Origin of the sequence: Mesorhizobium sp. C264A (assembly GCF_040324515.1) — a bacterium.
Lineage (GTDB): Bacteria > Pseudomonadota > Alphaproteobacteria > Rhizobiales > Rhizobiaceae > Mesorhizobium.
The window spans coordinates 3,491,160-3,514,570 of the sequence record NZ_JAMYVY010000001.1; the positions used below are offsets into that span (position 1 = coordinate 3,491,160).

19 protein-coding genes are annotated in these 23,411 nt (G+C 65.9%); 16 read left to right on the top strand and 3 right to left on the bottom strand.

Annotation, left to right across the window (positions count from 1 at the left end):
- Positions 1–112: 112 nt before the first annotated feature.
- Positions 113–1,228 (top strand): anhydro-N-acetylmuramic acid kinase, encoded by a 1,116-nt coding sequence (locus NKL04_RS17225; protein WP_023701528.1) that lies wholly within the window; start codon positions 113–115, stop codon positions 1,226–1,228.
- On the opposite strand, the gene NKL04_RS17230 is transcribed toward NKL04_RS17225, so the two are convergent.
- Positions 1,225–1,644, bottom strand: a complete 420-nt coding sequence (locus NKL04_RS17230) for a GNAT family N-acetyltransferase (RefSeq protein ID WP_023701529.1) — start codon at positions 1,642–1,644, stop codon at positions 1,225–1,227. The genes NKL04_RS17225 and NKL04_RS17230 overlap by 4 nt on opposite strands.
- 60 nt (positions 1,645–1,704) lie before the next feature.
- Complete coding sequence (locus NKL04_RS17235; protein WP_023701530.1) at positions 1,705–2,883, bottom strand: MFS transporter; 1,179 nt, start codon at positions 2,881–2,883, stop codon at positions 1,705–1,707.
- Positions 2,884–2,931: 48 nt separating this feature from the next.
- On the opposite strand from NKL04_RS17235, the gene NKL04_RS17240 reads away from it, so the two are divergent.
- The 6 genes from NKL04_RS17240 (at position 2,932) to NKL04_RS17265 (ending at position 11,036) form a co-directional block, all read left to right on the top strand.
- Positions 2,932–3,471 (top strand): Lrp/AsnC family transcriptional regulator, encoded by a 540-nt coding sequence (locus NKL04_RS17240; protein ID WP_023687041.1) that lies wholly within the window; start codon positions 2,932–2,934, stop codon positions 3,469–3,471.
- Between the two features lie 98 nt (positions 3,472–3,569).
- Positions 3,570–4,973 (top strand): SWIM zinc finger family protein, encoded by a 1,404-nt coding sequence (locus tag NKL04_RS17245; protein WP_023701531.1) that lies wholly within the window; start codon positions 3,570–3,572, stop codon positions 4,971–4,973.
- Positions 4,970–6,403, top strand: a complete 1,434-nt coding sequence (locus tag NKL04_RS17250) for a DUF5691 domain-containing protein (protein ID WP_023701532.1) — start codon at positions 4,970–4,972, stop codon at positions 6,401–6,403. Before NKL04_RS17245 ends, NKL04_RS17250 begins: the two co-directional genes overlap by 4 nt.
- Before the next feature lie 19 nt (positions 6,404–6,422).
- Positions 6,423–7,502: an ATP-binding protein gene (locus tag NKL04_RS17255; RefSeq protein WP_023701533.1), complete on the top strand. Its 1,080-nt coding sequence runs from the start codon at positions 6,423–6,425 to the stop codon at positions 7,500–7,502.
- 4 nt (positions 7,503–7,506) lie between these two features.
- A complete protein-coding gene (locus tag NKL04_RS17260; protein ID WP_023701534.1) occupies positions 7,507–9,759 on the top strand; it encodes a DUF5682 family protein in 2,253 nt (750 codons plus the stop codon).
- 2 nt (positions 9,760–9,761) lie between these two features.
- Entirely contained in the window at positions 9,762–11,036 is a 1,275-nt protein-coding gene (locus NKL04_RS17265) for a VWA domain-containing protein (RefSeq protein WP_023701535.1), read from the top strand.
- On the opposite strand, the gene tssH is transcribed toward NKL04_RS17265, so the two are convergent.
- Positions 10,996–13,767 carry a type VI secretion system ATPase TssH gene (gene tssH / locus NKL04_RS17270; protein WP_023701536.1) on the bottom strand — a complete coding sequence of 924 codons (2,772 nt, stop codon included), beginning with the start codon at positions 13,765–13,767 and terminating at the stop codon, positions 10,996–10,998. The two genes, NKL04_RS17265 and tssH, sit on opposite strands and share 41 nt — an antisense overlap.
- Before the next feature lie 323 nt (positions 13,768–14,090).
- Here tssH and tssA point away from each other — a divergent pair, with 323 nt between their 5' ends.
- From tssA to tssJ, 9 genes are read left to right on the top strand one after another with little or no spacing between them, the layout of a single operon-like run.
- A complete protein-coding gene (gene tssA, locus NKL04_RS17275; RefSeq protein WP_023701537.1) occupies positions 14,091–15,269 on the top strand; it encodes a type VI secretion system protein TssA in 1,179 nt (392 codons plus the stop codon).
- Positions 15,270–15,275: 6 nt separating this feature from the next.
- Positions 15,276–15,812, top strand: a complete 537-nt coding sequence (tssB, locus tag NKL04_RS17280; protein ID WP_023673718.1) for a type VI secretion system contractile sheath small subunit — start codon at positions 15,276–15,278, stop codon at positions 15,810–15,812.
- A 3-nt stretch (positions 15,813–15,815) separates the two neighbouring features.
- The gene (gene tssC, locus NKL04_RS17285; RefSeq protein ID WP_023682611.1) at positions 15,816–17,321 is read left to right on the top strand and encodes a type VI secretion system contractile sheath large subunit; all 1,506 of its coding nucleotides are present in this window, start codon (positions 15,816–15,818) and stop codon (positions 17,319–17,321) included.
- A 52-nt stretch (positions 17,322–17,373) separates the two neighbouring features.
- Positions 17,374–17,823 (top strand): Hcp family type VI secretion system effector, encoded by a 450-nt coding sequence (locus NKL04_RS17290; RefSeq protein WP_023673716.1) that lies wholly within the window; start codon positions 17,374–17,376, stop codon positions 17,821–17,823.
- Positions 17,810–18,565, top strand: coding sequence for a type VI secretion system baseplate subunit TssE (gene tssE / locus NKL04_RS17295; protein WP_023701538.1), 756 nt, complete (start codon positions 17,810–17,812; stop codon positions 18,563–18,565). The genes NKL04_RS17290 and tssE overlap by 14 nt, the downstream gene beginning before the upstream one ends.
- 3 nt (positions 18,566–18,568) lie before the next feature.
- The gene (gene tssF, locus NKL04_RS17300; RefSeq protein ID WP_023701539.1) at positions 18,569–20,443 is read left to right on the top strand and encodes a type VI secretion system baseplate subunit TssF; all 1,875 of its coding nucleotides are present in this window, start codon (positions 18,569–18,571) and stop codon (positions 20,441–20,443) included.
- Entirely contained in the window at positions 20,407–21,450 is a 1,044-nt protein-coding gene (gene tssG, locus NKL04_RS17305) for a type VI secretion system baseplate subunit TssG (RefSeq protein ID WP_023673712.1), read from the top strand. The genes tssF and tssG overlap by 37 nt, the downstream gene beginning before the upstream one ends.
- The gene (gene tagH / locus NKL04_RS17310; protein ID WP_023701541.1) at positions 21,447–22,922 is read left to right on the top strand and encodes a type VI secretion system-associated FHA domain protein TagH; all 1,476 of its coding nucleotides are present in this window, start codon (positions 21,447–21,449) and stop codon (positions 22,920–22,922) included. Before tssG ends, tagH begins: the two co-directional genes overlap by 4 nt.
- 3 nt (positions 22,923–22,925) lie before the next feature.
- Positions 22,926–23,378 (top strand): type VI secretion system lipoprotein TssJ, encoded by a 453-nt coding sequence (tssJ, locus tag NKL04_RS17315; RefSeq protein ID WP_023701542.1) that lies wholly within the window; start codon positions 22,926–22,928, stop codon positions 23,376–23,378.
- The last annotated feature ends 33 nt before the right edge of the window (positions 23,379–23,411 follow it).

The following is a 23,411-nucleotide window of genomic DNA, read 5'->3' on the forward strand; positions in this document are numbered from 1 at the left end:
TCTGCCGGCAGGTTCGGAGCAATCGACCGCGGCCAGGGTCTTGCCTGGCGAGACAATCCGTCCGACAGGTGATTGCGTTGGAATCGCAAACGGTGTCGCAAGGGAGTCGACCGTGGAACCAATCTGGGCCGTCGGCCTGATGACCGGCACCGTGCTTGACGGCAATATCGACGTGGCGCTGATCAAGACCGATGGCGAGCGGATCGCCGATTTCGGCACCTATACGCTGGCCCCCTACCCCGCAGCGATCCGTGCCTTGCTGGAGGAGACGCTGCGTCAGGCCCGGGTGTGGAATTTCGACGGGCCGGAGCCGGCGATCTTTGCCGAAGCCGAGGAGGCGCTGACGCGGGCGCAGTCGGCGGCGGTGAAGGACCTTGTCGAAAGCTACGGCCTGACCATGGGCGATATCGGCGTGGTCGGTTTTCACGGCCAAACCGTGCTGCATCGTGCCCCGCAACCCGGGCGGCGCGGCGATACGCGCCAGTTGGGCGATGGCGCGCTGATGCATTCCATTTTGGGCGCCAAGGTCGCCTATGATTTCCGCTCGGACGATGTGCGCGCTGGCGGCCAGGGCGCACCACTGGCGGCTGCCTACCACGCGGCGCTTTTGAGGGAAGCCGACGCCAGCGGCGACACGGCGGTGCTCAATCTCGGCGGTGTCGGCAACGTCACCTGGTGGGACGGCAAGGACAACATCGTCGCCTTCGACACTGGCCCGGCCAACGCACCGCTCAACGATTTCATCAAGGCAAACGGCCTCGGCGAGATGGACCGCGACGGCGCACTGGGCGCGGCCGGCACCGTCGATGAAGTGCGGCTGGCCAAATTGCTCCAGCATCCGTATCTGACCAAGCCCTATCCGAAATCGCTCGACCGTTTCGACTTCGGCGCCGCCATGGCCGACGGCCTCAGCGCAGAGGATGGGGCGGCGACGCTGACGGCCTTCACCGTCTCGGCCGTCGGCAAGGCGCTCGATTTGTTGCCGCGCCGGCCGAAGCGGCTGGCGGTCAGTGGCGGCGGCCGCCGCAACCCGACGATGATGGCGATGCTGGCGAGGCGCGCCAACGTCGAGGTGGTGCAGGCCGAGACACTGGGCTGGAAAGGCGATGCGGTGGAGGCCGAATGCTTTGCCTTCCTTGCCGTGCGCGTGCTGCGCGGCCTGCCGATCAGCTTTCCCAGCACCACCGGCGTGCCGCGGCCGATGCAAGGCGGGCGGCTGGCAGGTTAGAGCTTCTTCTGCAGGAAGATGCGGCTGCGGCCGATGGGGAAGTCAGGCAGTTCGCCGAAGCGCCGGTAGCCTTGCCGCTCATAGACTTTGGCCGCTGTCGGATTGAACGTGTCGATCCAGGCGTTCTGGCAGCCCCGGGCGACTGCTTCGCGCTCGGCAGCGTCCAGCATGTCGCCGGCCATATGCCGGCCGCGCAGGCGTTCGTCGACCCACAGCCATTGCACATAGAGCCAGCCCCAGGCGGTGTATCCCGAAATGCCGGCGACAACAGCGCCGTGCTCGTCACGAACGAAGACCGCGATCGGCTTGCGGCCGGAGGGGCCGACATCGCCGTCATTGAACGCCGTCAGCCGCTCGGCCAGGAAGGCGAGGTCGTCTGACGAGGGGTCGGCAGTGGTTTCAAGCGTCGTCTTCATCCGGGCGGGGCTCGCATGGCAAGCCAAGCTCTAGCGAAGGACGGGATGAGGACGCAAGCTTTACGGCTTGATGGGCGGCGGCGACCGCCATGACCCCGCTGCTGCCGCAACCAGCATCAGCACGGCGGCAACGATCGCGCAGATGGCAAAGCCGAATGTCGAATAAAGCGGCCCGAAGCTGGTGGTGCCGATGAAGACGGCGAGGTAGGTGACCGAGCTGTTCAGGCCCATGATGGTGCCGCGGCGCGACGGATCGAGCGCGGTAAGGCGCATCACCAGCACGTTCAGGCCGAAATGATTGGCAAGGCCCCAGATGGCGATCATAGCCAGGATCAGCACGAAATTGCTGCTTGCGAGCGCGATCGCGACATAGACGACGGCGACCAGCAGATAGGCGAAAGGCATGACGCGCCGTGCGCCGATGCGGTCGATGACGCCGTCGAGGAAGGCCGCGGCGCCGAAGCCGGCGCCATAGGCGAGCGCGGCCAGCGCATTGGCGCTGACGGGCTCGCCCAGATCCTGGTGCAGATGATCGCCGAGATAGCCGTAGACGCCGTAAAAAGCGGTCATGAAGGCGGTGCAGGCGATGAGCAGCGGCACGATCCCCGGAATGGCCAGCGCAACGAACGGCGACGGCGCCGGGCCGCCCTTCCTGACGTCGCTGAGCGAGGTCATCGACAAGGCAGCAAGCGCAATGGCGGAAAGCACCGCGACGGCGGCGAAGACGGCGCGCCAGTGCACGAGATCGGCAAGCACGGCCGACAGCGACACGCCGGCCACCATGGAGACCGTCCAGCCGGTCAGCACGACGCCGATCGTGCCGCTTTCACGGCCGGGCGGCGCAATTGCCGCTGCACTGGTATAGATGGCCGGCATGGCGACGCCCGCAGCGATGCCGGCGACGGCCTGGGCCGCGACCAGCATGATCACCGTCGGCGCCAGCGCGCTGGCGAGAAGCCCGACCGCCAGCAACAGCAGAGCGCCCTGCAGCATGCGGCGGGCGCCGACGCCGTCGATATAGCGGGCGAGGAACAAAGCGCTGGCGGAAGTGCCGAGACCGAAGGCAGCCGACGCGGCCATCACCGCCGGCACGCTGGTGCCGAAGGATGCGGCGACTGCCGGAGCAATTGGACCCAGGACCAGCGAGTTCGAGCCGATGACGGCGATGCAGCCTGTCAGGAGGTAGGCCAGCGCCGGGATCGGCTGATGGAGCGTTGCAGCTTGATGCGCGTTCGTCATCGGGTCATAATGGCCGAACTGAATTCCGCGACAACAAGGAATTTCGATATGGACGAAGAAACAGATGGGGTTCTGCAGAACAAGGTAGCTCCCCGCGAGCTCGACGCAATCGACCGAAAAATATTAGGCGTGCTGGTCGAGGATGCGACGATCAGCTACGCCGAACTTGGCGAACGCGTCTGCCTTTCGCCGCCTGCGGCGCATGAGCGGGTCAAGCGCCTGCGGCGCAGCGGCGCCATCCGCGGCACCGCTGTGATCATCGACCCGAAGGCGGTGAAGAAGCCGCTGCTCACCTTCGTGCATATCGATACCAAGGGCTGGGGCAAGACACCGGAGCTGATGGCCGTCTCCCAATATCCTGAGGTCGAGGAAATCCATTCGGTGGCCGGCGACACCTGCATGCTGCTCAAGGTCCGCACCGAGGACACCAGGGCGCTCGAAGGCCTGCTGGCGCGTCTCTACGAAACGCCCGGCGTCACCTCGACGCGAAGCTATGTCGTGCTGTCGACCTATCTCGAGCGCCCTGTGCAGCCCGAGATCACGGCGCAATGGCCGACGCCCCGGCATATGGCCACGCCGCTGTACTGATCTGCGCTATCTTCGTCTTGCCGGGGCCACAACAATCCTTCACAAACGGCACCCTATATTGATGCCAGGCATTGATTTGGGGTGACGAGAGGCGCGGCTTGGAATTCGAACTGAAAACCATCGAGGCGCTGGCCCCCGATCAGGCGTCGCTAAGCGCCGCCTCGAAGCTCACCAAGCGCTCGAACTGGCCGCGGCTGGAGAAGAACGAGCAGCAGGCGCTGATCTGGGGCGAATGCCAGGGCTCGGGATCCAACCCCTATCGCACCGTCGTCGACACCGGCGACCACGGCTACAAATGCACCTGCCCGTCGCGAAAATTTCCCTGCAAGCACACGCTGGCGCTGATGTGGATCGCCGCCACGGCGCCGGCCAGCTTCACATCAGCCGAAACAACGCCGGAATGGGTCAATGACTGGCTTGGCCGGCGCAGGAAGACTGCGCCCCCGCCGGTCGACGCAAAGCCTGGCAGGGGCGCGTCTGGCAAGAGCATTGGCGAGGCCTCGCAGGCGGAGGAAAGCACCGTCGATGACGCCGCCGCGACGGAGCGCCGCGAGACGGCGCAGCGCAAGCGGGCGGAAGATACGCGCACCGCGGTGGCAGGCGCGCTGGACGAACTCGACCAGTGGATTGCCGACCAGCTGCGGCTCGGCCTTTCCGCCTTTGCCGACGCCAGCAGCGAGCGCTGCCGCCGCATTGCCGCGCGGCTTGTCGACATGAAGGCGACGGCGCTTGCCGGACGCATCGACGAAATCCCGGCCCGGCTAATGGCGCTGCGCAGCGAGGAACGGCCGGACGCGGCGATCCGCGAACTCGGCAAGCTGGTGCTGCTGGCCAAAGCCTGGCGCTCGGCGCCCGACGATCCCGAGCTGAAGCGACTGGTGTCGGCGTCCGAAACCCGCGACCAGGTTCTGTCCAGTCCCGACGCGAAGCAGGTCGACAGCCATTGGGAGGTCGTCGGCGAGAAGATCGAGACCCGCCGCGACGGTCTCGTCAGCCATTCGGCCTGGCTGCTCGATCTGAAAAGCCCGACGCCGCAGTTTGGGCTGCTGCTCGATTTCTTTCCGGCTTCGGCCGGCCGCCGCTCGGCGGCGTTCACGCCCGGTGACCGGTTCCACGCCCGCCTGGTATTCTACCCGTCGCGCCAGCCACTGCGGGCCTTGGTGGCGGAGCGCAAGGGCGACGTCGTGTCGGGCGCCTGGCCGGATTTCGGCCTCGACGCTGTCAAGGACCCGCTCGCGGCGCATGCGGCGCACCAGGACGCAGCGCCCTGGTCGACCGATAGCCCGCTGATGCTGCCTGCCGGCGCGATCCTGCTCGATGAGCGCGGCACCGCCTGGTGGCAAGCGGCGCACGACCCGCAAGGGATCGCCCTGCCTGTTAGCGGGACCGTCGATCAGACCGTGCTTGGCCTCGACCTCGGGGCCACGGCAGCGCTTTGGAACGGCGCGCGGCTCGATCTGCTGGCCGCGCAAAGCGGCTTCGGGAGGCTCGATCTGTCATGAACGAGTTCGAACTAACCGGCCTGGCGACGATGCGCGACTGCTGGATCACCGGCGGAACCGCGTTCGATCTGGCGCCAACCGCATGGAAGGAGATCGCGGGTGGCGCAAGCCCGGACGAACGGGAGCGACGTCTGCTGGCGATCGCGGCGCAGGCGCTCGATGTGGGCTTAAGGCCAGCCGCGCCGAAGTCGCTGAAGCGGCGCCCGCCGCTGCCGAGGCTTGGCCTGCCGCTGCTGCCGGAGCGGTTGCGGCCGCTGTTGCGGGCGGCCCTGAAGAACGCCGCCGATGCGCAGCGCAAGTCGCGTGTCGCGACGCTCGTCGCCAGCCGCGGCTACGTGCTGCATCCGATGGACTGGATGCCTTCGGCATCAGACCAGAACAGCCCTGACATCTATGCGCCGTGGATCGACTGGCAGGCCAGCGTCGAGGGGCTGAAGATTGCCCCGCAGGAGCAGCTGACGGCGCAGAACTGGGATGACTTTTACCCCGCCGCGCGCCGTATCGCGTTGGCCGAGATGCGCCGTCGCGATCCGGCCACGGCCCGCAGCCTGATGGAAGCCAAGGCGACGGGCGAGCCGGCTGAAGTCCGGCTGGCGCTCATCGAACTCATGCATTTCAACCTGACGCCCACGGACGCGCCATTCCTGAAAAGCCTGGCCACCGACCGCTCCGGCAAGGTGCGGGAGCTGGCGGGCCGGCTGCTGGCAAGGCTGGGCGAGCATGGCCGGCCGGGCAACGACGGAGCCGACGACCCCGTTGCCGAACTCGCCGCCTTCATCACAGAAGGCAAATCCGGCTTCATCCGCCGCCGCACCACATACACGCCGGCAAAACTCAAATCGGCTGCGCAAGAAAGTCGTCGCGTCGACCTGTTCGCAAGCTGTTACCTGGTCGATCTTGCGGCGCATTTCGGCAAAACAGAGTCCGATTTCATCGGGGCATGGCAATTCGGTGCCGATGACAGAGCGGATCTGTCTCTCGTTCGGATGGTCGCCGTGTCCGGCAGCGATGCCACGGTGGCGCTGTTGGCGGATACGCTTGTCGCCGAAGGTGGCAAGTCGGCATTGTTTGTCTTCCACCTCATGTTGCGTTTGGACAGCGGCAGGAAGCGGAACCTGATCAGGCAGATCCTGAAGGACGCTCAAAATCTTGAAGCGCTCAACCTGGTCGAAGGCGCCGAAGCGAGTTGGCTTGAATGGGACGATTTGACAAATGGCAAGGCGCTGTCGGCACTGCGCACCATGGTTGCGGGAAACGACGAGCCCGCGAAGCGAAGCGCGGACCACGCCCTGGAAACGATAGGCTTTCTTGCCACAGCGGAGACCGCTGAACGGTTGATCGGCGACATTGTTGCGGCCGGCATGCTGCCGGCGGCAGCCTCGCTCGTTTTCCTGCGCCTCAACGCGGCAATGACGGGAACCAAAACATGACAATCCGGAGAACAGCACCATGAACGCAGCCATCCGCCTCCCTGTCGAGCAGGCCTATGCCGCTGAACTGCAGGCGCTGGCGCGCAATGACGAACGCCAGAAGCCGGCCGGATGGAGCTTGTCGCCGAAGGCCGTGCTGACCTATCTGCTCGGCGGCAAGGCAAGCGACGGCACCGTGATATCGCCGAAATATGTTGGTCGCCGCCGGCTGATGGAAACCGCGGTGGCGACACTCGCTACCGACCGCGCGCTGCTGTTGCTCGGCGTTCCCGGCACCGCCAAGTCCTGGGTGTCGGAACATCTCGCCGCCGCCATCATGGGCAACTCGACGCTGATCGTGCAGTGCACGGCCGGCACCGACGAGAACCAGATCCGCTACGGCTGGAACTATGCGCAGCTTTTGGCCAAAGGGCCGAGCCAGGAGGCGCTGGTGCCGACGCCGCTCTACCGCGCCATGGAGAGCGGCAAGCTATGCCGGCTAGAGGAACTGACGCGCATGGGCTCGGACGTGCAGGACACGCTGATCACCGTGCTGTCGGAAAAGATGATGCCGATCCCGGAGCTCAACACCTCGCTCTATGCCCAGCGCGGCTTCAACATCATCGCCACCGCCAACAATCGCGACAAGGGCGTCAACGAACTGTCCTCGGCGCTGAAACGCCGCTTCAATGTGGTGGTTCTGCCGCTGCCCGAAGACATGGCCGAAGAGGTGGCGATCGTCTCCAAGCGGGTCGACGAGATGGCCGGCGGCCTCGACCTGCCGGTGCCGAAGAATGTCGGCGAGGAGATTGCGCGCGTGCTGACCATTTTCCGCGAGCTGCGCTCGGGCGCAACCGCCGACGGCAAGGTGACGCTGAAGACGCCTTCGGGTTCGCTCTCGACCGCCGAGGCGATCGCCACCATGGTCGGCGGCCTCAGCCAGGCGGCGTGGTTCGACAGCGGCAAGCTCGGCGCCGAAGGCCTCGCCGCCAGCCTTGTCGGCGCCATCGTCAAGGACCCGGTGCAGGACAAGGTGGTGCTGGAGGAATATCTCGAAACGGTGCTCAAGAAGCGGCCGGACTATGCCGGCTATTACGCGGCGCTGAACGCAGCGATCTGAGGTCATGAGCGACGTCGCCTATTTCGGCATCCGCCATCACGGGCCGGGCTCCGCCGACAGCCTGGTGCAGGCGCTGCGGGACTTGCAGCCGGTCGCGGTGCTGATCGAAGGGCCGAGCGACGCGTCCGCCCTGCTGCCATTGCTGGCGCGCCCGCAGATGCAGCCGCCGGTGGCGCTGCTCTGCTACCCCGAGGACGATCCGGCCGCGACAAGTTTCTGGCCGTTCGCCGAGTTCTCGCCGGAATACCAGGCGGCGGTGTGGGCGGTGGAGAACAAGGCGGCATTGCGGTTCATCGACCTGCCGTCATCGGCACGGTTCGCGGCACCGGCAACCGACGACACCGACAAAACGGCTGACGCCGACAAGCCCGAACCCAAGGACGAAACCGGTGAGGATGGCGAGCCCGCATCGCATCGCGACCCGATCGGCACGCTGGCTGCGGCCGCCGGCTATGAAGATGGCGAAAGCTGGTGGGCCGACATTATCGAGCAGAATCCGCAGCCGGGTCCAATCTTCGCTGCCATCACCGATGCGATGACGACGCTGCGCGACGGCGAAGGTGCGATCGCGCCGTTCGAGGCCAAGCGTGAAGCGCATATGCGATTGGAAATCGCCGCCGCGCGCAAGGAATTCGCCGGACCGATCGCCGTCGTCTGCGGCGCATGGCATGTGCCGGCCCTGCAGGCCGCGCACACGCAGAAGAACGACCAGGCGCTGATCAAGGGAATTGCCCGGCGCAAAAGCATCATGACATGGGCGCCATGGACCGGGCCGCGTCTTGCGCTGGGCTATGGTTATGGCGCTGGCGTCGTCGCGCCCGGCTGGTGCAAGCATCTGTGGCGCACACGAGGGCGGCGCGACGCCGCGACGCTGTGGCTGGCGACGATCGCGGCGGTGCTGCGGGCGAAGGGCCATCTGGTGTCGACCGCGTCGCTGATCGAGGCCGAGCGGCTTGCGCGCACACTGGCTGCCATTCGCGAGCGGCCGAAGCCCGGCTTCGAGGAATTGCGCGATGCCGCGATCGCGGCGCTGTTCAACGGCGAAGCGGTGCTGTGGGCGCTGGTCGAGGCCGAGCTGCTTTTGGGCGCGGATGTCGGCGAGATTCCGCCCGACACGCCGCTGGCGCCGCTGATCGAGGACCTGCAGCGCAACCAGAAGGCGGCGCGGCTGAAGCCGGAGGCGCTGGAACGCGAGCTGTCGGTCGATCTGCGCAGCGAAAGCGGACTGTTTCGTTCGACATTGCTGCACCGGCTGGACGTGCTTGGCGTGCAATGGGGCAGGCTGGCCGACGCCGGCCGCAGCCGCGGCACCTTTCGCGAAAAATGGACGCTGGCCTGGGAGCCGGAATATGCCGTGCGCCTGGTCGAGAACCTGATCTACGGCCCGACTATCGAAAAGGCCGCCAATGGCCGCCTGATCCAGATGCTCGGTGCGGCCGCGAGCCTCGACACGCTTGCCGCCCTTGTCCAGAGCGCCATTACGGCGGATCTGTCGGAGGCCGCGAGCGCCGGCCTTGTAGCGTTGGAGGCGCGCGCAGCGCACAGCAGCGAATGCCTGGAGATGCTGGCCTCGGTGCCGCCGCTTGCCGACATCATCCGTTACGGCGAGGCGCGCAAGACCGAAACCAACCGGCTGTCCGGTTTGTTGGAACGGTTGATCGTCGAAGGCGCGATCGCGCTGCCCTATGCGGTGCGCGACCTGGACGAGCAGGCCGCCACCACGCTGGTCGGTGCTGTGCGCAAGGCCGACACGGCCATCCGGCTGGTCGAGCCCGGCGAAGGCGTGCTCGATGCATGGCGCAACGGCCTGACCGGCGTGCTGGAAGGTCCGGGCTCGACGGCGCTGCTCGCCGGCTGCGCCGCGCATCTGCTCTATGAAGCCGGCCAACTGTCGGCAGAGGACGCCGCCGGGCTGCTCGGACGCAGGCTGTCGCCGGGGACGCCGGTCGCCCAGGCAGCGGGGTTCTTCGAAGGTTTCTTCAGCACTGCCGGCCAGCGGCTGATCTACGACGAGGGCCTGCGCGGCGCCGTCGATGGGTGGCTGAAATCGCTCGACGAGGACGCTTTCATCGCGCATCTGCCATTGCTGCGCCGCGTCTTCTCCAATCTGGACTCGATGGAGCGGCAGCGGTTGATCGAGGCCGTGCTCGGCCGCACCGCAAGGTTGCCGGCCGGCCTGACGCCGGCGCCGGATGGCGGCGAAGGCTGGCGCCGTCACCTGGAGCGGCTTGGGCCATTGCTGGCGGGCGGAGTGTGACAATGGATGACGAAGCCGAAGTGCCCGAACCCGGCCCAGCATCCTCCGATAGCGGGCGCGAGCGCCGCTGGCGGCTGGCGATCGGCGCCGATGACGAGGCTTCCTCCGCCCTTTCCAGTGATGACAAAAAACTGTCTTCGGCGCTCGATGCGCTTTACGGCGACGGCGCCAATGCCGATGCCGACCCGCGCAAGCGGCGCGGCGGGCTCGGCCGCTCGGCGCCACGCGTGGCGCAATGGATGGGCGATATCCGCTCCTTCTTTCCCGCCCAGGTGGTCCAGATCGTCCAGAAGGATGCCTTCGAGCGGCTGAACCTGAAGCAGATGCTGATGGAGCCGGAATTCCTCAAGGCGATCGAGGCCGACGTCAACCTCGTCGCCGACCTGATCTCGCTGCGTTCGGTGATGCCGGCCAAGACCAAGGACATCGCCCGCACCATTATCGCCGACATCGTTGCCAAGCTGATGCAGCGGCTGGAGCAGAAGACCGCCGAGGCGATCCGTGGCGCGCTCGACAAGTCGCGACGCACCAACCGGCCGCGCCAACGCGACATCGACTGGCCGCGCACCATCTCGGCCAATCTTCGCCACTACCAGCCTGAGCACAAAACCGTCGTGCCGGAAAAACTGGTCGGCTTCATGCGCAAGCAACGCCGGCTAGTCGATCTCGACGAAGTGGTGCTGTGCGTCGACCAGTCCGGCTCGATGGCGAGTTCGGTGATCTACGCCTCGATTTTCGCCGCGGTGATGGCGTCGCTGCCGGTCGTGCGCACCAAGCTGGTCTGTTTCGACACGGCCATCGTCGACCTGACCGAAGAGCTCAGCGACCCGGTCGAGGTGCTGTTTGGCGTGCAGCTCGGCGGCGGCACCGACATCAACCAGGCGGTCGCCTATTGCGCCGACCGCATCGAGCGGCCGACCAAATCCCACTTCGTGCTGATCACCGACCTCTATGAGGGCGGCAACGGCCAGGACTTGCTGCGGCGGCTTGCGGCGCTGGTCCGGTCCGGCGTCAATGTCATCGTGCTGTTGGCGCTGACCGATCAGGGCCGGCCGGGCTATGATCCGGCGATGTCGGCTTCGGTCGCGGCACTTGGCATACCGGTCTTCGCCTGCACGCCGGACCTGTTTCCCGACATGATGGCGGCGGCGTTGCGGCGCGAGGATATCGGCGCCTGGGCAGCCGGCGCCGACATCAAGCTGATCCGCCGAGACGGAGCCGAGCAGTCAGGCCTGACTATTCGAACGAATAGGCAAACCCGTCAGTGGAAGCGCTGACGGTCACCTTGGTCATCTTCTGGCCGTCGAGCGACCGGTTCAGCACGCCGCGGCTGAGTTCCGGCAACAGCGTGTTGGTGAGGATGGCGTCGATCATGCGGCCACCGGACTCGATTTCGGTGCAGCGCGCCTTGACCAGCGCCATGACGCCGTCGCCGATCACCAGTTCGGCGTCGTGGCTGGCGCGCAGCCGCCGCGCGATCTTGCCGAACTGATGGCGGGTGATGGCCTCGATCATCGAATCCGAAAGCGGATAGTAAGGGATGGTCACGACGCGGCCGAGGAAGGCCGCTGGAAACACCTTCAGCAGTGGAGCGCGCAGGGCAGCATCGAGGCCGTCGAGCCCTGCCCTCACCGTGCCGTTGCCGGTCCGCTCCATGATGACTTCGAAGCCGACATTGGACGTCAGCAGGATCAGCGTGTTCTTGAAGTCGATGCGCCTTCCCTCACTGTCATCCATCATGCCCTTGTCGAAGACCTGGAAAAAGATCTCGTGGACGTCGGGATGCGCCTTCTCGACCTCGTCGAGCAGGATCACCGAATAGGGTTTTCGGCGCACGGCCTCGGTGAGAATGCCACCCTTGCCGTAGCCGACATAGCCGGGCGGTGCGCCCTTGAGCGTCGAGACGGTGTGCGCCTCCTGGAATTCGGACATGTTGATCGAGATCAGGTTCTGCTCGCCGCCATAGAGCGTCTCGGCCAGCGCCAGGGCCGTCTCGGTCTTGCCCACACCGGAGGGGCCGCAGAGCAGGAACACGCCGACCGGCTTTTCCGGCGCTCCGAGCCCGGCGCGGCTGGTCTGCACGCGCTTGGCGATCATCTCCATGGCGTGATCCTGGCCGACGACTCGTTCGGACAAAGTGTCGGCGAGCTTGAGCGCCTTTTCGGTCTGGCTGGACAGCATCCGTCCCGTCGGGATGCCGGTCCAGTCCTGGACCACGGCAGCGACCGCATTGCGGTCGACCGACGGCAGGATCAGCGGCGTCTCGCCTTGCGCGGTGGCAAGCTCGGCCATGAGTTCACGCAGCCGCGCCAGATCGGCGGCAGGATCTGGCGCAGCTTCGGCAGCCGGCGCTTCGGTCTCGAACGCTTCGGCCTTGGGCGTCTCGGCCTTGGGCACCTTGGTCTTTTCTTCGTCCGGCGCTGCCGGTTCGGCATCGGCCTCGGTTGTCGCCACCGCATCGAGCGGCACGCCGTCGCCGCGCAGCCGCGCGCGCAGTTCGAGGATCTCGGCAACCAGCGCCTTTTCGCGCTCCCAGCGCTCCTCGGCGGCGGCGAGCATGGTCCCGGCCTCAGTGAGCCCGGCCTCGACCCGCGCCTGCCGGTCAGTTACTTCGATGCCGATCGCTGCCTCGCGGCCGATGATGCCGCTTTCGACTTCCAGCGCCTGGCGGCGCCGCAAAATGTCCTCGACCTCGGCCGGCGTCGCATGCTGCGAGATCGCCACCCTGGCGCAAGCGGTGTCGAGCAGGCTGACCGCCTTGTCGGGCAATTGCCGCGCCGGGATGTAGCGATGCGACAGGCCGACCGCCGCCTCGATCGCCTCGTCCAGGATCTGCACTTCGTGATGCTGTTCGAGCACGCCGGCTACACCGCGCAGCATGAGCACGGCGACCGCTTCCGACGGCTCGTCGATCTTGACCACCTGGAAACGGCGGGTCAGCGCCGGGTCCTTTTCGATGTGCTGCTTGTATTCGGCCCAGGTGGTTGCGGCGATGGTGCGCAATTCGCCGCGCGCCAGCGCCGGCTTCAAGAGATTGGCGGCGTCGCCGGTTCCGGCGGCACCACCGGCGCCGATCAGCGTGTGCGCCTCGTCGATGAACAGGATGACCGGCGTCTCGGAGGATTGGACCTCGTCGATGACCGCCGTCAGGCGCTTCTCGAACTCGCCCTTGACGCTGGCCCCGGCCTGCATCAGGCCGACGTCGAGCATGCGCACGCTGATGCCTTGCAGCGGCGGCGGCACGTCGCCCTGGGCGATGCGCAGGGCAAAGCCCTCGACCACCGCGGTCTTGCCGACACCGGCCTCGCCGGTCAGGATCGGGTTGTTCTGCCGGCGCCGCATCAGGATATCAATGATCTGCCGGATCTCCGGGTCTCTGCCGACGACCGGGTCGATCTTGCCGTCATGGGCGCGCTGGGTGAGGTCTGTGGCGTATTTGGCCAGCGCGGAGTCCCCGCCCGGAGCTCGCCGCGGCGCCTCCGCGGTGGGAGCCACTGCTGCCGTGGCGCCGGCTTCGAGCGAACCGTCCACCACCTCGGCAAAGCGGGCGATGACCCCGTCGGCGTCGATCTTGTCGAATTCGCCGCTGATCTTCGCCACCAGGCCTTCCAGCACCGGCGTCTTCAGGCAGGCGAGCACGATATGGGCGCTGCGGACCTCCTCCATGCCGAATTCCAGCGTCGCCAGGTTCCAGGCCTCCTGGATGGCGTGGAAGATGTGGTCGGAAAATTCCTCGATCGAGGTGGCGCCGTAGGGCAGCTTGTCGACGGCGCGGGTCATGTCGCTGGTAAGCCGGCTGGCATCGACGCCGGCATCGGCAATGATCATCTGCACATCCGAACGCTCGGACAGCACCAGTTGTTCTATGAAATGGACGAGTTCGACGTAAGGATTGCCGCGCAGCTTGGCGCTGTCGGCGGCGGCCTTGAAGGCGCGCAGGCAGACCGGATTGAGCTTGCCAACCAGTTCCTTGCGTTTGAACCCCTGCGACGACCGGCGCTGTTCCATCGAACGTGCTCCTGCAATCTGCCCCGTCGACAGCCTGCCACATAAGCAGCCGCTTGACAAAGCGCTTGATGCAGCCGGCCTTTTCCCTTTGTGGAGAGTCCCGCGCCGCCAAATGCAGACAACCACGATTTTTCTAATCCTATGCGATGCGCTTCACATACGAGGTTGGCCAAGCACGCCATGAATTGCGCCATCCGAGACGCAGTTGCACCGACATTCATTAGCGCTCGTTAACTTTTGAGCGGATGGCGAATTGTGGGAATATGCAACCGTGTGCTAACGTTGGGTCACGTACGGTTTTAGAGCCGGTCGCCGGGGTATCTGTGATCGATCTCGCACTCTGGCTTGCTCCGCTGGACGGTGAAAATCCGTCAGGCGAAGACTTGCGCAACGATCCGGCTTTTCATGAGCTGGAGCGGCTCACGGAGCCGCAGGTCAAGGTCGTCCATGACGGGCGCAACAAGCCAGCCGCGCAATCGACCATTCCGGTCGACTGGCCTGCCGTGCTCGGCAAGGCCGAGGAGTTGCGTTCGCATGGCCGCGACCTGCGCCTGCTCGTCATTGTCGCCCGGGCGCTGGCCAATGAAGAGGGATTGGCCGGACTGGCACAGGGCCTGACCCTGATTGCAAGGACCTTCGAGACGCATTGGGAGACGATGCACCCGGCGCTGCGGGCCAGCCCCCAACCACGCGAGGCCGCCCTGCGCCGCCTCAACGCGCTGGCCGACCTGCAGAACGGCCAGGAAGGCCTGCTGGCGAACCTCAGGCAGATGGTCTTCTTCGCGCCGCGTCCCATCGGGCCGATCAGTGGACGCGATCTCGAACAGGGTGCGCTCGACGATCGCGTCATGCTTCAGGAAGCGGCGTCGGGATTGAATGCCACGGAGAAGGCAGCGCTGGTCAGCGCGCACGGACAGCTCCTGAACCGGGTGGGCAGCGGTTGTGCCGCCTATCAGGACCATGCCGGTGAACAGATGACGGCGCTCATCGCCGGGGCGCACGCAGCGATCGAGGCGCTCGACGCAGTCGATGCGGCGCTGAATGCCCGCCTCGACAGCAACGGGGCTGCCGTCCCGGACCTGAAGCGGTTTTTGCAGCGCGTGCTGACGACGCTGGAACGCAATACGGCGGTCGAGACCACGGAAGAGGCAGCGACGAAGGGGGCGGCCAGCCCGGCTGCTCCCCCGGCAAGCCCGGCCGCGCCGGTCAGAAACGGTCATGGAGCCGAGACGATGGCAAGCTACGCGGAGACCGGTGCGGGGCTCCCGGACAGGATTTCCTCGCGCGACGATGTGGTGAAGTGCCTCGACCTTGTGGTCGCGTTCTACGACCGCACCGAGCCGTCGAGTCCGATCCCGCATCTCGCCCGCCGGGTGCGCAGGATGGTGCACATGGATTTCGTTGAACTGATGGAAGACCTCGCCCCGTCGGGGCTCAAGGAATTCCGGCTGCTCGCCGGCGTTCCCGACGCCAAGAAGACTGCCCAGAAGGATGAAAGGTAGCAACACATGCCAGCCGAAAGCAAAGCGAAGGTCATCGAGCGAAATCGCGCCCCGCGCGTGCAGATCGCCTACGATGTCGAAACCTACGGCAGCCCGACGACGATCGAACTGCCGTTCGTCATGGGCGTGATGGCCGACCTGTCGGGCGCATCGCAGACCAGGGAAGCGTCCAAGACGGTGCTCGACCGTTCCTTTGTCGAGACCGATGCCAACCGCTTCCCCAAATTCATGGAAGCGCTGGGGCCCAGGGTCAAGGCGCGGGTGAAGAACACGCTGCCGCAGGCCGAGGGACAGGAGCGCGACGAAGAACTGGCGCTCGACCTGACCTTCACCAAGATGGGCGATTTCGCCCCCGACAAGATCGCCGAACAGGTCCCGCAACTGGCCGAAATCCTGAAGATGCGGCGCCAGCTCGAGGAGCTGCTCGGCTTCATGGACGGCCGCGTCGATGCCGAAAAGCGCATCGCCCAATTGCTGAACAACCAGCCGCTGCTTGGCCAGATCGCCGCCCAGGCGCTGTCCGACGACAAGGGTGAGGAATAGATCATGGCCGAACAGCAAAAGACCGCAGCATCCGTCGCCGAGGCCGAGGCCGTCGATCTCGGCGAATTCAGCCAGCTCTTGGAGAAGGACTTCAAGGTCAAGAAGGACGACAGCGAGAAGCTGCAGCAGCTGGTTCGCAACCTGGCTCTGGCGGCGCAGTCGCGCTCCGAGACGACGACGATTTCGTCCAACTCGATCAAGTCGATCAAGTCGTTGATCGCCGGCATCGACAAGATGCTGACGACCCAGGTCAACGAAATCCTGCACGCGCCGGAAGTGCGGCAGATGGAAGGCACCTGGCGCGGCCTCTGGTACCTCATCAACAACACCGAGACGGATCAGAAGCTGAAGATCCGGGTGATGAACATTTCCAAGGAGCAGCTGGCCGATACGCTCGAAGACTATGAAGGCCAGATGTGGGACCAGAGCCCGATCTTCAAGAAAGTCTACACCGACGAGTATTCGATGCTCGGCGGCGAACCGATCGGCTGCGTCATCGGCGCCTACGAGTTCTCCAACCACCCGCGCGACGTCGGCCTGTTGCGCAACATCTCCGGCATCTGCGCCTCGGCGCACACGCCGTTCATCGCCGCCGCCTCGCCACGGCTGTTCCGCATGGACAGCTGGCAGGAACTGCCCAACCCGCAGGACCTGCAGCAGATCGTCTCCAACCCGGCCTACGCCTCGTGGCAATCGCTGCGCGAGAGCGAGGATGCGCGCTATATCGGGCTGACCATGCCGCGCGTGCTGGCGCGGCTGCCCTACGGCTCGGAGACAGTCCCGGTCAAGGGCTTCTCCTTCGAGGAGGAAGTGCAGGGCGATCACAACAAATATGTCTGGATGAACGCTGCCTTCCCGATGGGCGTCAACATCAACCGCAGCCACAAGCTCTATGGCTGGGGCACCCAGATCCGCGGCGTCGAAAATGGCGGCACTGTGCTTAACCTGCCGGTGCACTCCTTCCCGACCGATGACGGCTCGATCGCGATGAAATGCCCGACGGAAGTCGCCATCGACGACCGGCGCGAGGCGGAACTGGCCAAGCTCGGGCTGATGCCGATCCTGCACCGCAAGAACACCGATCTCGCGGCCTTTATCGGCGCCCATTCGCTGCAGGATGACGAGACGCGGGCGGGCCGCCTGGTCGACCCCGACGCCCAGTCCAACGAGCGGCTCTCCGCCAACCTGCCCTATCTGTTCCCGGTCTCGCGCTTCGCCCACTACCTCAAGGCGATTGCGCGCGACAAGGTCGGCTCGTTCAAGGAACGCACCGACATGCAGATCTGGTTGACCGAATGGATCAACCGGTACGTGCTGGCCAACCCGGCCTTCGCCGACGACAAGGCGCGCGCCAAGCGTCCGCTTGCCGCCGCCGAGGTGCAGGTCGACAGCGTGGAGGGCCGGCCGGGCTACTACAACGCCCGCTTCTATCTGCGCCCGCACTACCAGCTGGAGGGCATCAACGCCTCGCTTAGGCTGGTGTCGGAATTGCCGTCCGTGAAGACCTGATTGCAGCAACCAAACCTTTGTTTGAAAGCGGTGGAGAACGAAAATGCCCACAATGAAGATCGACGGTTTTCTGAAAGTTCCGGATATCAAGGGGCCCAGCACACGCGACGGCCATGACGACGAGATCGAAATCCATGGCGTCGATTACAAGATGGTCGCGCCCTACGACCCCAATTCCCTCTCGCGCCGAGGCCGCGTGTCGATGGGCATGATCAAGTTCACCAAGCACTATGACAAGGCCTCACCCTATCTGGCCAAGGCCCTGTTCGAAAACAAGGCGCTGGACGAGGTCAAATTCTCCGCTCGGCGGACCATCGACGGCGAGAGCAAGGACTATCTGGTCGTTACCCTGACCGACGCCTCGATCATGGAATACGACATGTCGCAGGCCGATGATGAAGCCGACCTGATCCAGGAGGAAGTCTCCTTCGCCTACAAGAAGATCAAGTTCGTCTATGACGACAATGACGAAGCCGAAATGGATGTCTATGTCGGCAAGTGAGGGGCGAGCAAAGCGCCCTGCCGCCGACAAGGTACAGGCGGGCGGTTCACGGGCCAAGCGCGAGGCGGTACAGCCTTCGCTGTGGGACCGCCTCGTCAACGACCTGCCGGGCCTGAGCTCGGAGATAGACGGGCTCAGGCAGGCTCTGCAGGAGGAGCTTGGCGCAGAGCGCCTGGACGAGCTGCTGGCAGACGGACCGAGGCGCATCGACGCCGATGACGCATTGAACCCCGATCAGAAGCGCCGGCTGCACCGGCTGGCGTTTCAGAACCGGCACCGTGGCGAGCTTGAAAGCCGAGGCATCGTGGTGTCGCCCGATGTGCTGCGCGAGGCCGTGCGGCGCGACATCGAGGCGCTGTTCAACACCGAGCGTTTCGAATCCGCGCCGCTGCTATCCGATCTCGAGGCCGAGCAGATGACCGACCGTCCGACATCGCTGGCCGACTTTCCGGAGGTGCGCCGCAGCGTTGTCAATTATGGCGTGCCGTCCTTCTCCGGCCGGTCGTCGCGCGACTTCGATCGCGATGTTCTGGCACGCGTGATCCGCGCCGTGCTCGCCGCATTCGAGCCGCGGCTGAAGGAGAGCGCGACGAAAGTCACGGTCAACCTCGGCGACAAGACCGGCCTGAAGATCGAGATCGACGCCGTGCTGATCATGACGCCGACGCCCGAGCGCATGCGCCTGCGCACGACGATCAATCTCGACAACGGACTGGCGCGCACCGAGTTCAGGGAAGCCTGAGAGATGGACCGGGTCTTCGTAGAATATTACGAGGAGGAACTGTCCCACATACGCGGGCTGGCGGCGGAGTTCGCCGACATGCATCCGGCGGTTGCCCGCAATTTGTCGCTGGATACGGTGCCGTGTCCCGACCCCTACGTCGAGCGGCTGCTCGACGGCGTCGCCTTCCTCGCCGCGCGCACGCGCCTGAAGGTGGATGCCGAGCGCTCGCGGTTTTCGCGCAGCATCCTCGACGTGCTTTATCCCGATCTCGTCACGCCGGCGCCGGCAACCGCCATGGTGGTGCTGAAGCCCGGCCAGCAGGTGCAGACAATGCTTGCCGGCCACGTCGTCAAGCGCGGCACGCGGCTGGTCTCCAGCCTGCAGGCCGGCCTGTCGACGCGCTGCACCTTCACCACCGCGCAGGACATGACGCTGTTTCCGATCGCGATCAGTTCGGTCGGCTATTTCCAGGACCGCAGCGCGCTTGCCGCCGCCGGCATCGGCCCGATCGCCGGCAAGGCCGGCGAAGCGGCACTTCGCATCACGCTGGCGCGGACCGGCAAAGGCAAGCTCGACGAACTGGCGCTCGACCGGCTCGACTTCTATTTCGCCAACCGCACCAAGGCGCCGCTGATCTTCGACGCCATCTTCGGAGTCTGCTCTGGTGTCGGCGCTCGACCGGAAGGCAAGACCAATCCATTGTCGCCGCTACCGCCGCCGGAGATGGTCGGCATTGCCGATGCCGAGGCGCTGATGCCGCGCACGCGGCCGACCTTCGAAGGCTACCGCCTGCTGCGCGAATATTTCATGATGCCCGAGCGCTTCCATTATGGGCGCGTCACCGGCTTGCTGCCGGTCGTGCGCAAATGCCAGGCCGGGCTCGAAATCATCTTCCTGTTCCGGCGTCCGGTGCCCGAACTCGCCGATCTGACGCCGGCGGATTTCGATCTCTTCGCCACCCCGATCATCAATCTCTTCGAGCGCGAGTGCAACATCGTCGAGCTCGACCAGCGCAAGACGCGCCAGGTGCTGCATGCCGACCGCACGCGGGCGCGCGACTTTGAAATCTACCGCGTCATCCGCGTCGAAGACGCCGATGCCGAGGGACCCGACGCGGAGATACCGGAACTCTTCAGCCTTGGGCAAAATCGCGGCAGCGGCTGGGTCTATTCGACGGAGCGGCGGCCGCGCCGGCCGACCGAGGACGAGCGGCGCCAGGGCGTGACGCGGACCTCCTATGCCGGCGACGACGTCTTCCTGGCGGTTTCGCGCCCAGTCAACAGTCAGGCCAACCGGCCGCTCAAGCGCGTCGACGTCGTGGCACTGTGCACAAACCGCGATCTTGCCATCCTCGACGACACGCCAACGCTGACGCTGGAAGCGGGCGACCCGGTGGAATCGGTCAGGCTGCTCGGCGCGCTGCGTTCGCCGCAGCCGGCGATCCCGGCAGCGCTGCCGCACGGCGCCGACGGCGAGTCGCGCGCCGACGACCTGGCCTGGCGGCTGGTGTCACAGCTGGCGCTCAACTTCCTCAGTCTGGCCAAGGAAGGCCGCGGCGTCGATCCGCTGCACGCGCTGCTCGATCTCTATGCCGAGCGCGGCGACCCCGGGCTCGCCCGCAATGTGCGCTCGATCGTGCGCATCGACTCGCGCGCGGTGATCGAAAGGCTGGCGATCGAAGGGCCGATGTGCTTCGGCCGCGGCACGGAAGTGACGCTGCATGTCGACCAGTCGGTGCTGGCGGGACAGAGCACTCTGCTGCTGTCGGGCCTGCTGTCGCGGCTGTTTGCCCGCCATGCCGGCATTAACGGGTTCGTGCGCACGCGCACGCGGTTGCTCCAGAAACAGGAGGATGTGCCATGGCCGATGACGCCCGGCAATCGCTACCTGATCTAGAGCGAGCCGCAACCCTGTCCGAGAGTTTCGACTTTTTCGAACTGCTGCGCCGGCTCGAACGGCAAGGCGGCCTGTTCGGCCATTCCGGCCGGCCGGACCGCGAGCCGGCAAGGCTCGGCCAGAATGTGCGGCTGTCCTTCGCAGTGCAGGACGTGGTGGATTTCCGCGAGCCGACGGACAAGTCGCCGGCACGCGTCACGGTCAACAATCTCGGCCTGCTCGGACCCGAAGGGCCGATGCCACTGCATCTGACGCGCTGGGTGCTCGATCGCCTGTCGCAACGCTGGTATGCCGGCGCCGAGGCGCGGCAGACGAGCGACACGACCTTCGTCGATTTCGTCAATATCCTGCAGCACAGGATGATCGCGCTCTACTATCGGGCCTGGGCGGATGCGCATCCGGCTGTGCAGGTCGAACGCGGTGTCGGCGGCCGCGTCCGTTCCATGCTGGAAGCAATGGCCGGCATCGGGCTGCCGGGCACGCAGGATGCCGAACTCGATACAGTAAAACTTCGCCAGGCCGCCTCGCTCGCTGCCCAAGTCGACGGCCCCGAGCGACTGACGCTGTTCCTGGCCGAAGCCTTCAAAGTGCCGGTGGTGCTGAAGGAGTTCGTCGCGGCCTGGATGACCATCCCCAAGGCGCTGCAGACGCGGCTTGCCGGCAGCTATGCCACGCTCGGCCGCAGCGCCACCATCGGCCCGCGCAGCTTCAGCCGGCAGAGCCGCATCGAGCTGCGCATCGGCGCGCTCAGCTATATCGATTACAAGGCCTTCCTGCCGGGCGGTGAGCGGCTGAAGCTGTTGAAGCAGGCGGTGCGCGACCTGATCGGCGAGACCATCGATGTCGATCTCAGGATCGTGCTTGCGGCAAAGGCAGTGCCGCCGGCGAAGCTCGGCACCGTCCAGCTTGCCCGCACCACCTGGCTGGCGCGACCGGTCGAAAAGGGGGACGCCGACGACATGCGGTTGCGGACCATCGTCGGCTGGCGGGAAGAGGTGGCGGCATGAGCCTGCTTCTGACTCTCGAACAGGGACCACGCGCGCAAGTCACGCGGCAGGCGCGGCTGGACGAGGGCGAGCTGGTAATCGGCCGCAGCGCCGACGCCGACTGGCAGATCAACGATCCCGACATGTTCGTCTCGCGCGCCCACTGCAAGATCACCAGCAAGCAGGGCGGCTATTTCGTCACCGATACCTCCAGCAGCGGGTTGTTCATCGACGATGCCGCCAGCCCGCTCGGCGCGGGAAATACCGCGCGCCTGCAAAGCGGCATGCGACTGCGACTGGGCGACTATGTGGTGTGGGTCGATTTGCAGACAGCGAAGACCGAGGCGCCGGCCTCCAGGCCTTCAGCGCCTGCCAGTAAGCCGGCGGCGTCGCGGGCGCCGGTCAGCCTCGGCGGCGACGATTTCTTTTCGTCCACCACGGAAGAAGAGCCGGGACGGCCACGCCCTGCCAACCTGCCCGATCCATTCGAAAAGCCGGTGCCCGGCGCATTCGCGCGTGCGCGGTCCGATGAACGCAGCTCGCAGGCGTTCGACGATCCGTTCAGCCTCGACCCTGTGGCAACGCCGGTGGCCGAGCCCACTGACAGAAACGGCGCCAAGCCATCGTTCGACGATCCCTTCGGCCTCGACTCCGCGCCGCTGTCGAGAGAGCCGAGCAGATCCAATCCTGAGAAGCTGCCGGCCTACGATGACGGGTTTGGTTTCGGCCCTGCCGGGTCCACCAGCCTCTACGCCGGCGTGACGGATGGCGGTGCAACCGATGCGCCCTCGCCTGCCCCCTCTGCAGCGCCCTGGGATCTGCCAGTCTGCGCGGTCGAGCCATCGCCACCGCAGCCACCGCCTCCCCCGCCACCACGCGCTCCTGTCCGCCAATCCGCGGCGCGGCCGTCAGCCGGACCGTCGGACGCGGAATTGCGCGCCGCTTTCCTGCGCGGCATGGGCATGGACGAGGCCGATTTTCCCGGCGGCGATCCGGTGGCCGACATGGAAAAATTCGGCCGCGAATACCGGCTGATGATGGAAGGGTTGATGCAGCTTTTGCGCAAGCGCGCCGAAGAGAAGGGCAACGCCCGCGTCGCCCAGACCGTGGTTGGCGCGTCCGAGGTCAACCCGCTCAAATTCCTGCCCTCGGTCGACGATGCGCTGGTGACCATGCTGGCCGAGCGCAGCCCCGGTTTCCTCGGTGCCGACGCGGCGATCCAGGATGCGGTGCGCGATCTGGCGCAGCATCACGTTCGCGCCTGGCGCGGCGTGCAGGGCGCGCTCAAGCGCATGATCGACCGCTTCGATCCGGCGGCGATCGAGCAGGAACTGAAGTCGAGTTCGGCGATCGGCAATCTGCTGACCGGCGGGCGCGGCGCCAAGCTCTGGGAATTGTACCAGAAACGCCACCGTGAAATCGCTCACAGCGCCGAGACGCGTTTTCTGGGCGAAATCGGCGCTGATTTTCGTGATGCATATGAGGAGGACTGAGACATGATCGACAGACGCGAATTTATCCTTGCCATCGGGGCGACGGGACTGCTGACGGCGTGTCAGAGCGGCCCGCCCAAACCATCCGTCATCACCGTAAACCTCGCCGGCGGCGCCGGTATGAACCCGGGACCGGGCGGCGGCGACAGGCCGGTGACTGTAATGATCCTGCGGCTGAAAAGCACCGGCGCTTTCAATTCGGCCGATTACTTCGCCCTGCAGGGCGGCGCCGGCGCGGCACTTGGCGGCGATCTCATCGGCTCCGACACGATTTCCGTCGGACCCGGCAAGACCGCATCGAAGACCATCACGGTCGAGCCGGAAGTGGCAGCACTCGGCTTCGTCGCGCTGATCAGGGAACCCGGCGGACGCAACTGGCGCACGACCAAATCGGTTTCGCCGGGATCGAAGTTCACCGTCAATGTGAAGCTCGGCAGCAGCGGGATTTCCGCCTAGAGAGCGTCGCGTTTGAACGGATCCAGGCGACGC

Excerpts from the sequence above, each read along its gene's own strand:
- NKL04_RS17230 (WP_023701529.1), bottom strand. The coding sequence starts at position 1,644 with ATGAAGACGACGCTTGAAACCACTGCCGACCCCTCGTCAGACGACCTC.
- NKL04_RS17235 (WP_023701530.1), bottom strand. The coding sequence starts at position 2,883 with ATGACGAACGCGCATCAAGCTGCAACGCTCCATCAGCCGATCCCGGCG.
- NKL04_RS17240 (WP_023687041.1), top strand. The coding sequence starts at position 2,932 with ATGGACGAAGAAACAGATGGGGTTCTGCAGAACAAGGTAGCTCCCCGC.
- NKL04_RS17250 (WP_023701532.1), top strand. The coding sequence starts at position 4,970 with ATGAACGAGTTCGAACTAACCGGCCTGGCGACGATGCGCGACTGCTGG.
- NKL04_RS17255 (WP_023701533.1), top strand. The coding sequence starts at position 6,423 with ATGAACGCAGCCATCCGCCTCCCTGTCGAGCAGGCCTATGCCGCTGAA.
- NKL04_RS17260 (WP_023701534.1), top strand. The coding sequence starts at position 7,507 with ATGAGCGACGTCGCCTATTTCGGCATCCGCCATCACGGGCCGGGCTCC.
- NKL04_RS17265 (WP_023701535.1), top strand. The coding sequence starts at position 9,762 with ATGGATGACGAAGCCGAAGTGCCCGAACCCGGCCCAGCATCCTCCGAT.
- tssH (WP_023701536.1), bottom strand. The coding sequence starts at position 13,767 with ATGGAACAGCGCCGGTCGTCGCAGGGGTTCAAACGCAAGGAACTGGTT.
- tssB (WP_023673718.1), top strand. The coding sequence starts at position 15,276 with ATGCCAGCCGAAAGCAAAGCGAAGGTCATCGAGCGAAATCGCGCCCCG.
- tssC (WP_023682611.1), top strand. The coding sequence starts at position 15,816 with ATGGCCGAACAGCAAAAGACCGCAGCATCCGTCGCCGAGGCCGAGGCC.
- NKL04_RS17290 (WP_023673716.1), top strand. The coding sequence starts at position 17,374 with ATGAAGATCGACGGTTTTCTGAAAGTTCCGGATATCAAGGGGCCCAGC.
- tssE (WP_023701538.1), top strand. The coding sequence starts at position 17,810 with ATGTCGGCAAGTGAGGGGCGAGCAAAGCGCCCTGCCGCCGACAAGGTA.
- tssF (WP_023701539.1), top strand. The coding sequence starts at position 18,569 with ATGGACCGGGTCTTCGTAGAATATTACGAGGAGGAACTGTCCCACATA.
- tssG (WP_023673712.1), top strand. The coding sequence starts at position 20,407 with ATGGCCGATGACGCCCGGCAATCGCTACCTGATCTAGAGCGAGCCGCA.
- tagH (WP_023701541.1), top strand. The coding sequence starts at position 21,447 with ATGAGCCTGCTTCTGACTCTCGAACAGGGACCACGCGCGCAAGTCACG.
- tssJ (WP_023701542.1), top strand. The coding sequence starts at position 22,926 with ATGATCGACAGACGCGAATTTATCCTTGCCATCGGGGCGACGGGACTG.